Source organism: Streptomyces sp. ICN903 (assembly GCF_022015835.1).
Taxonomy (GTDB): domain Bacteria; phylum Actinomycetota; class Actinomycetes; order Streptomycetales; family Streptomycetaceae; genus Streptomyces; species Streptomyces fenghuangensis.
On sequence record NZ_JAKMAY010000247.1, the window covers coordinates 1 to 8,676 of the forward strand.

General features: G+C 72.9%; 6 protein-coding genes, 1 tRNA gene and 1 pseudogene. 4 read left to right on the plus strand and 4 right to left on the minus strand.

All coding sequences use genetic code 11. The annotated features are described in order from the left end of the window. Positions 1-965 (minus strand): annotated as a pseudogene (locus tag L7D48_RS21855) (hypothetical protein); the annotation flags it as partial. A gap of 218 nt (positions 966-1,183) precedes the next feature. Here L7D48_RS21855 and L7D48_RS21860 point away from each other — a divergent pair. Beyond that, on the plus strand, positions 1,184-1,681 hold the full coding sequence (locus L7D48_RS21860) for an SRPBCC family protein (RefSeq protein WP_237881616.1): 498 nt from the start codon (positions 1,184-1,186) through the stop codon (positions 1,679-1,681). Between the two features lie 48 nt (positions 1,682-1,729). Continuing rightward, positions 1,730-1,801: transfer RNA gene (locus tag L7D48_RS21865), tRNA-Val, on the plus strand. A 95-nt stretch (positions 1,802-1,896) separates the two neighbouring features. Here L7D48_RS21865 and L7D48_RS21870 read toward each other — a convergent pair. Continuing rightward, positions 1,897-2,622 (minus strand): exonuclease domain-containing protein, encoded by a 726-nt coding sequence (locus L7D48_RS21870; RefSeq protein ID WP_237881618.1) that lies wholly within the window; start codon positions 2,620-2,622, stop codon positions 1,897-1,899. 251 nt (positions 2,623-2,873) lie between these two features. Between L7D48_RS21870 and thrS the strand changes: the two genes are divergently transcribed. Next, positions 2,874-4,853, plus strand: a complete 1,980-nt coding sequence (gene thrS / locus L7D48_RS21875; protein WP_237881620.1) for a threonine--tRNA ligase — start codon at positions 2,874-2,876, stop codon at positions 4,851-4,853. 101 nt (positions 4,854-4,954) lie between these two features. Next, complete coding sequence (locus tag L7D48_RS21880; protein ID WP_237881622.1) at positions 4,955-5,518, plus strand: HIT domain-containing protein; 564 nt, start codon at positions 4,955-4,957, stop codon at positions 5,516-5,518. A gap of 102 nt (positions 5,519-5,620) precedes the next feature. On the opposite strand, the gene L7D48_RS21885 is transcribed toward L7D48_RS21880, so the two are convergent. Together L7D48_RS21885 and L7D48_RS21890 are read right to left on the minus strand one after the other, a co-directional pair. Next, a complete protein-coding gene (locus L7D48_RS21885; protein WP_237881624.1) occupies positions 5,621-7,288 on the minus strand; it encodes a hypothetical protein in 1,668 nt (555 codons plus the stop codon). A gap of 137 nt (positions 7,289-7,425) precedes the next feature. Next, positions 7,426-8,676 (minus strand): EF-Tu/IF-2/RF-3 family GTPase (locus L7D48_RS21890; protein ID WP_256463103.1); only part of this gene is annotated, 1,251 nt, incomplete at its 5' end.

Genomic DNA, 8,676 nt, shown 5'->3' on the forward strand with positions numbered 1-8,676 from the left:
GCCCTCCACAGCGCGGCGCCGCCCGCCACCAGCACGGCCAGCCCCGCCACGGCGGCAGACGCCACAGCGCCCGGCACCACCGTCGCGGGCGCCACCGCATCCGTGCGGGCGGCGGTACGGGCGAGACGGCGGGCCGCGTACAGCAGCACCGCCGCGGCCGCCGCGAGCAGCGCCGCCGCGTGAGCAGAATCGGCCCACCCCGCCGCCGTCAGGGCCAGCACGGCGGAGGTCAGCAGTCCCGGAGCCCCCAGCGCACAGCCCGCGGCGAGAGCCGTCACCGACACCGCCCGCCGTCCGCGTCCGGAGCACCACAGTGCCACCGCCGCGTCACCGGCCGCCGTGGCCAGCAGCGCCCAGGAGAGGGCGTACGGGCCGCCGTCCGCGCTCAGCGCCCACAGCGGCAGCGGGAGCTGGGCGAGGCACAGGGCGGCGGGCAGCGGGCCGCGCAGCCGTGGCAGTGCCGCCCCGTACCCCGCCCAGAGCGCGGCGGTCACCGCCGCCACCGCCGCCGCGTAGCCGGCGCCGCCCACCCCCGGCAGCGCCACCCGGTGCAGCGCGTAGGCGTCGAGCAGCAGCAGGACCAGCCCCAGCGACGCCACCGCCTCGGCCGTCGCCACCAGCCCGCGGCGGAGCAGCGGTGCGGGCACGCCCAGTGCCGGCAGTGTCAGCGCGCCCAGTACCGCCGAGCGCCCTCCGATACCCAGCCGGCCCCAGCTCACCAGCGTGAAGGCGGTCACCGCGACCGCCAGCAGCGCCCCGCCGAGGGCCAGCAGCACGTTCCGCGCGGTCGGCGGCGCGGTGGACGGGGCGGGCGGACCGGCCGGGGGAACGCGAGGGGCGGTGTCCGCCCGGCCGCCGCACCCGGAGCCGGAGGCGCGCAACCCGGCCAGCAACTGCCCGCGCCGGGACAGCAGTTCGGTGCGCCGGGCCTCCAGCCGCCACAACTCGGCGTCGATCTCCCGCACCTGTAGCGGCACCGGACCGGTGAGCGGCAGCGCGCACCGGGGGCAGGCGGCCGCCGGCGCACCGGGAGCGAGTGGCAGTGAGCAACCGGGGCAGTAGGCAGGCGGTGGGAGGTTCGGCATGCGCGGAGTGTGGCGCGTACGAGGGCGACCGGGCATGCGCGGTGGTACTCAGGGCCGCCTGAGTACCGCCGCGCCCCGTGCGGAGGGAGGGTGACGCGGTGGGTCTGAGCCACTACCGGTTCCGCGGCGTCTGGGATCTGGACACACCGCCCGGGGACGTCTACGCCGTCCTGGAGCGGGCCGGGGAGTACCCCGAGTGGTGGCCGCAGGTGCGCGAGGTCGTCTGGCGGGAGGACGGCGGCGGGGGAGGGGAACGGGCGGCCGGCTCCGCCCGTATCCGCTCCCTGCTCCCCTACGACCTGCGGATCACCGCCCGGCTCACCCTCCGCGACCCCGCCGCCCGGGCCCTGGCGATCGAGATGGACGGCGACCTGGAGGGCTGGGCCCGATGGCGGCTCGCCCCGCGCGCCGCCGGCACCCGTGCCGTCTTCGAGCAGGAGGTGGAGGCCCGCAGACCCCTCCTGCGGCTGCTGGCGCTGCCCGGCCGTCCGCTGTTCGCGGCCAACCACGCGCTGATGATGCGCGCCGGGCACCGCGGGCTGCGCCGCCGGCTGGGGGAGGCCCCACCGGGAGGGCGCGGGAAGGAGTTTGGATGAACGCCCGCGATCCCTGTATGGTTCTCGTCGTGCCGCAGGGCACCACGAGGGCGATTAGCTCAGCGGGAGAGCGCTTCGTTCACACCGAAGAGGTCACTGGTTCGATCCCAGTATCGCCCACCGCCCGGGAGGCCGGTTCCGTTCGACGGAACCGGCCTCCCGCGTTTCGCGCCCACGCTCCCGGCCGCCTCCTCCGGGACGGCTCCGGCCCGCCCTCAGACCGCGGCCGGGACCTCCGTCCGCAGCGGCCACGCCGGATCGACCACCTCGTCGGACCCGTTGCGGGCGAACCACGCCTGCAATCCGCGCGCCTGGGCCGCGTGCCAGACCGACTGCAGGGTGTGCAGCTCGGCCGGCGACAACGAGGACAGCCGCCGCGCATGGCGGCGCCCCACCTCCCGCACGACCTCCAGCGCCGCGGAGGCGTCGGCGGCCGCGTCATGGGCCTCGGCCAGTTCCACGCCGTAGTGCCCGCACAGCGCGGCCAGGGTGCGGCGGCCCTTGCGGTAGCGGTCCAGGTGCTTGTCCAGCACCCGCGGGTCCAGCACGCACAGCGGAGGGGACGCGACGGCATCGGTCAGCGAGGCTCCACCGTGCCGCCGCGACTCCCGGTCCAGCAGCGTCAGATCGAACGGCGCGTTCATCACCACCAGCGGCAGCCCCTCGGACGCGCGCTCCGCCAGGGCCCGCACGATCTCCCCGACCGCGTCCGCCGGGCGGCGGCCGTTCTCGCGCAGATGCTCCCCGGTCAGGCCGTGCACCGCCGCCGCCCCCTCGGGCACCGGCACCCCCGGGTCCACCAGCCAGCGCACGGCGCGCACCGGTGCCCCCGGCGCGTCCTGCACCACCAGCGCGGCCGAGACGATCCGGTCCCGCTCCGGGTCCACCCCCGTGGTCTCGGTGTCGAATGCGGCGAGCGGTCCCTCGTACCACACCGTCATGCCCTGTTTCCCCTCCGTGTCGAGACCGGGACCGTCCCGGTGGGCGGGCGCACACGGCGGCGCGTACGCCCGTCGCCCGTCTTGATACCTCACCCGGCTCGCGGCCAACCCCGGCGTCCCTGGACCGGGCCGTAACCGTTTCGCGGCCGGGACCTCCGGCTCGGTACGATTCACGGTGCGCGGCGATCGCCCGCGCCTCGGGCCGATCCCGAGACGGGGAGACCCGAGACGACAGCAGTCAGGAGAAACCGGTGACGGACGTCCGTGTGATCATCCAACGCGATTCCGAGCGGGAAGAACGCGTGGTGACCACGGGCACCACGGCCGCCGATCTCTTCGCCGGCGACCGCTCGATCGTCGCCGCCCGCGTCGGCGGACAGCTGAGGGATCTGGCGTACGCCGTCGCCGACGGCGACGAGGTCGAGCCCGTGGAGATCTCCTCCGAGGACGGGCTGAACATCCTGCGGCACTCCACCGCGCACGTCATGGCCCAGGCCGTGCAGGACCTCTTCCCCGAGGCCAAGCTCGGCATCGGCCCGCCGATCAAGGACGGCTTCTACTACGACTTCGACGTCGCCGAGCCGTTCACCCCGGACGACCTCAAGCGCATCGAGAAGCGGATGCAGGAGATCGTCAAGCGCGGCCAGCGCTTCTCCCGCCGCGTGACCGACGACGAGGCGGCCCGCGAGGAGCTGGCCGGCGAGCCGTACAAGCTGGAGCTGATCGGCCTCAAGGGCAACGCGGCCGAGGCCGCCGAGGGCGCGTCGGCCGAGGTCGGCGCCGGCGAGCTGACCATCTACGACAACCTCGACGCCAAGACCGGCGAGCTGTGCTGGAAGGACCTGTGCCGCGGTCCGCACCTGCCCACCACCCGCACCATCCCGGCGTTCAAGCTGATGCGGTCGGCCGCCGCGTACTGGCGGGGCAGCGAGAAGAACCCGCAGCTCCAGCGGATCTACGGCACCGCCTGGCCGTCGAAGGACGAGCTGAAGGCGTACCTGGAGTTCCTGGCCGAGGCCGAGAAGCGCGACCACCGCAGGCTCGGCGCGGAGCTGGACCTGTTCTCCATCCCGGAGGAGCTGGGGTCGGGCCTGGCGGTCTTCCACCCCAAGGGCGGGATCGTCCGTCGAGTGATGGAGGACTACTCCCGCAAGCGGCATGAGCAGGCGGACTACGAATTCGTCAACACCCCGCACATCACCAAGGAAGGGCTCTTCGAGACTTCCGGGCACCTGCCGAACTACGCCGAGGGAATGTTCCCCCCTCTGGAGTTCGAAGGGCAGAACTACCGCCTCAAGGCGATGAACTGCCCGATGCACAACCTGATCTTCAAGGCGCGCGGCCGGTCCTACCGTGAGCTGCCTCTGCGACTCTTCGAGTTCGGCACGGTCTACCGCTACGAGAAGTCCGGTGTGGTGCACGGCTTGACCCGTGCCCGGGGCTTCACACAGGACGACTCGCACATCTACTGCACCAAGGAGCAGATGCCGGACGAGCTGGACAATCTGCTCACCTTCGTGCTGGACCTGCTCCGCGACTACGGTCTGAGCGACTTCTACCTGGAACTGTCCACCCGCGACGACTCCGAGAAGTTCATCGGTGAGCCCGAGGAATGGGAGGAGGCCACCGAGATCCTGCGCCAGGCCGCCGGCAAGCAGGGGCTGGAGCTGGTGATGGACCCGGGCGGTGCCGCTTACTACGGACCCAAGATCTCGGTCCAGGCTCGCGACGCCATCGGCAGGACCTGGCAGATGTCCACGATCCAGGTGGACTTTCAGCAGCCCAAGCGGTTCGAGCTGGAGTACACCGCCCCCGACGGCTCCCGGCAGCGGCCGGTGATGATCCACCGCGCGCTGTTCGGCTCCATCGAGCGGTTCTTCGCCGTGTTGCTGGAGCACTACGCGGGTGCCTTCCCGGCCTGGCTGGCCCCGGTCCAGGCGGTCGGCATCCCGATCGGCGACACCCACGTGCCCTACCTGGAGGAGTTCGCGGCCCGGGCGAAGGCGAAGGGGCTGAGGGTGGAGGTGGACTCCTCCTCGGACCGGATGCAGAAGAAGATCAGGAACGCGCAGAAGAGCAAGGTGCCGTTCATGGTCATCGCCGGTGACGAGGACATGGCCAACGGCGCGGTCAGCTTCCGCTACCGCGACGGCTCGCAGAAGAACGGCGTGCCGGTCGACGAGGCGATCGCGGAGATCGCCAAGGCCGTCGAGGACCGCGTCCAGGTCTGACCGCCGCACAAGGGGCGTGCTTGCGGAGCACCGGCGCTCCGCAAGCACGCCCCCGCCGTCGTCGCCCGGCCCACCGGCTCGCCGAGGACCGGCGAAGTCCTATGCTGGCCCGCATGAGCAGCGAGCCGGAGCAGCAGATCGGAGTGGGGTCGCCGGACGCCTTCCAGCGCCTGTGGACGCCCCACCGGATGGCCTACATCCAGGGGGAGAACAAGCCGAGCGGCCCGGGCGCCGATGACGGCTGCCCGTTCTGCGCGATCCCGGCCAAGTCCGACGAGGACGGGCTGGTGATCGCCCGCGGCGAGCTGGTGTACGCGGTGCTCAACCTCTACCCGTACAACGGCGGCCACCTGATGGTGGTGCCCTTCCGGCACGTCGCCGACTACACCGACCTCACCGATCAGGAGACGGTGGAGCTGGGCGACTACACCAAGCGGGCCATGAAGGCGCTGCGCGCGGCCTCCGGGGCGCAGGGGTTCAACATCGGCATGAACCAGGGCGATGTCGCGGGCGCCGGGATCGCCGCCCACCTCCACCAGCACATCGTGCCGCGCTGGGGAGGCGACACCAACTTCATGCCGGTGGTGGGCCACACCAAGGTGCTACCGCAGCTGCTGGCCGACACCCGGCGCATGCTGGCCGAGAAGTGGCCCGCGGGGGCCTGAGCCCGAAACGCCGCACACGGCCGCGCGGGGCCCGTACGACCGGAGGAACCGGTGCTCGTACGGGCCCCGCTGCCGTGCACGGCCACTTCGGGGAGCGGTGGGTCAGGCGTTGTACACGTCGGCGTTGCCCGGCTCGACGCCTTGCACCTGGCCGCTGAGGTTCAGGGAACGGGCGTTGAACTTCTCGATGTCCACGTTGTTCTCCTTGAGCACCTTCAGGGCCGCCGCGTGCACCACCCGCAGTACCGGGGTGGCCGCGCGCAGGGCGTCGTCGGCCATGAAGCGGTGGCGCCAGGGCTTGTCGGCCCACACGTGCCGCAGCCCGAAGGGCTCGGGAAGGCTCAGCTTGCCGCCCAGGAAGTCCAGCACCGGCGGGAACCACGTCAGCGGGGCGCGCGCCGCCAGCCGCACCACCTCGCCGGGCTGGATCAGCGGCAACTCGATGTCCTTGGTCTCCCAGAACCGAACGGGCTTGGAGACCGTCTTCTTCCTCGGCGACGGCTTGGAGAAGAACACCGGGTGGACCGGTCCGAGCGCGTGGCCGGTGACCTCGATGCGCAGGGTGTGGTGCAGCACGGTCACGTTGACCAGCAGGGTGAGCACGAGCTGGCCGTCCCACAGCACGAACTGGACGCCGAGGTAATGGCGGTTGCCGCTGCCGAACTGCTGCTCGTTGCAGATCCGCTGGACCTCGAACTCCTTGACGCTGTACGCCTCGACGTTCTGGCCGTCGGGCCGGGAGACCTCCGAGGCGCCCTCCCCGACGGGGACGACCACCCAGTGCCGGACGGAGGGCTTGGGGAAACCGCCGGTGTGCAGCGGGGTGCGCTCCAGCATCCGCAGCTGGTCGTGGATCGCGCGTGCCACGTCCCAGCTCCGGAAGGGGTTGATCTCGGTGCCGGGGGAGGCCGGCACCAGCTCCTCGGCCAGCTGCCAGTTGCCCCAGCGGGTGCCCATGCCGAGTATCCCCTTGGGGCCGGCGTAGAAGACCACGTTGCTGCGCTGCTCGGCCGTCAGCTTGGCCAGGTTCAGCCTTATGCTCTCCGCGCCCGCGTCGCCGGGGGCGTGCGGCACGGCCTCGGGGATCTTGGCGCCGATGCCGCCGCCCGACAGCAGGCCCTCCCAGCGGGAGCGCAGGTCCTTGGCGTAGCGCTCGCAGATCTGCTTGGCCAGCAGCCACCCCACCACCGGGGCGACCAGCATCACGCGCAGGTAGATCGCCCAGAAGCCGGTGAACGGCAGCTTCAGCACGAAGACCCCCGCCAGCACGCCGAAGGCGATGAGCACGCCCATGCCCAGCGCCCCGGCCCGGCGGTCCTGCGCGCCCGCCAGGGTGCGGCGCAGCTGGAAGCCTCCGAGCCACAGCAGGACGCCGGGCAGGAAGAGCACCCCGAAGAGCACCATCACCACCGTCAGCCGGGCGTCGCGCTCCCGGCGGATGCGGTTGGCCGCCAGGCAGTGCTCGACCACGGCCTGCGGCTCGCAGCCGAAGGACTGGATCAGCGCCTTGCGGGCGCCGCCGAGCATCCGCGACTGGACCGCGCGGGAGAAGGCCTCGCCCAGATTCGGCTCGAACAGCGAGAATCGGGGCGCGGAGACCTTGGCGGCGTCGTTCGCCGCGAGCAGGTCCGTCACCGGGCCGTCGCGGTAGGCGGCCGAGGCCAGGGCCTGGGTGGCGGCGGTCTGCCCGCCGCCCGCCACGGTCAACGGGACCTGCGCGCCGGGACTGAAGTCGTACGCGCCGCCCTCGACGTCATCGAAGCCCGCCAATGGTGCCCCCACTCCGCTCGCGCCGTCCGACGTCAGGCTCGTACCGACCGTTCCCAACCACGGCCCGCCGCACACCTGTTGGTGCCCGTCCGTGCCGCGCCCGACGCCGCAGCGCTCAGCGTACCGTCACCGGGGGGTCACGCCGCGCGGCTTTCGGCCTGCTCGCGGATCCGCTCCGCGACCTGCCGCGGCACCGGTTCGTAGCGCAGGTGGGAGCGGGTGAAGCGGCCCGTGCCGTGCGAGAGGGAGCGCAGGTCCACCGCGTAGCGGCCGATCTCCGACTGGGGGACCTCCGCGCGCACCAGGGTGCTGCCGCCGGAGATCTGCTCGGTGCCCACCACCCGGCCGCGCCGCCCCGACAGATCGCTCATCACCGCGCCCACGTACTCGTCGGCGACCGTCACCCGCACCTCGTCGACCGGCTCCAGCAGGTGGATCCGCGCGCCGGCGGCGGCCTCGCGCAGGGCCAGGGCGCCCGCCGTCTGGAAGGCGGCGTCGGAGGAGTCCACCGAGTGCGCCTTGCCGTCGACGAGGGTGACGCGCACGTCCACCAGCGGGTGACCGGTGGCCACCCCGCGCGCGGCCTGGGCCCGCACCCCCTTCTCCACCGAAGGGATGAACTGGCGCGGCACCGCGCCTCCCACCACCTCGTCGGCGAACTCGATGCCCGAGCCGGCCGGCAGCGGTTCCACGGTGATCTCGCAGACGGCGTACTGGCCGTGGCCGCCGGACTGCTTGACGTGCCGCCCGCGCGCGGCGGCCCGCTCTGCGAAGGTCTCGCGCAGGGCCACCCGGTGGGGCACCGCGTCGACCCGTACGCCGTAGCGGGTGCGCAGCCGCTCCAGGGCCACGTCCCGGTGGGCCTCGCCCATGCACCACAGCACCAGCTGGCGGGTGTCGGGGTTCTGCTCCAGGCGCAGGGTGGGATCCTCGGCGGTCAGCCGGGCCAGCCCCTGGGAGAGCCTGTCCTCGTCGCTCCTGGCGTGCGCCTGGACGGCCACCGGCAGCAGCGGGTCGGGCATCACCCACGGCTCCATCACCAGCGGATCGCCCTTGTCCGACAGGGTGTCGCCGGTCTCGGCGCGGGAGAGTTTGGCGACACAGGCAAGGTCGCCCGCCACGGCCTTCGGCAGATGCCGCTGCTGTCCGCCGAAGGGGCTGGTCAGCGCGCCGACGCGTTCGTCCGCGTCATGGGGCTGCCCGGTGGGGGCGCCCTCGCGGTCGGTCAGGCCGTGGCCGCACACGTGCACGGGCACGTCCGGGCGCAGGGTGCCGGAGAAGACCCGCACCAGCGACATCCGCCCGACGTAGGGGTCGGAGGAGGTCCTGATCACCTCGGCGGCCAGCGGACCCTCGGGGTCGCACTCCAGCGGGGGCCGGGGCCGGCC

Excerpts from the sequence above, each read along its gene's own strand:
- L7D48_RS21870 (WP_237881618.1), bottom strand. The coding sequence starts at position 2,622 with ATGACGGTGTGGTACGAGGGACCGCTCGCCGCATTCGACACCGAGACC.
- L7D48_RS21880 (WP_237881622.1), top strand. The coding sequence starts at position 4,955 with ATGCTGGCCCGCATGAGCAGCGAGCCGGAGCAGCAGATCGGAGTGGGG.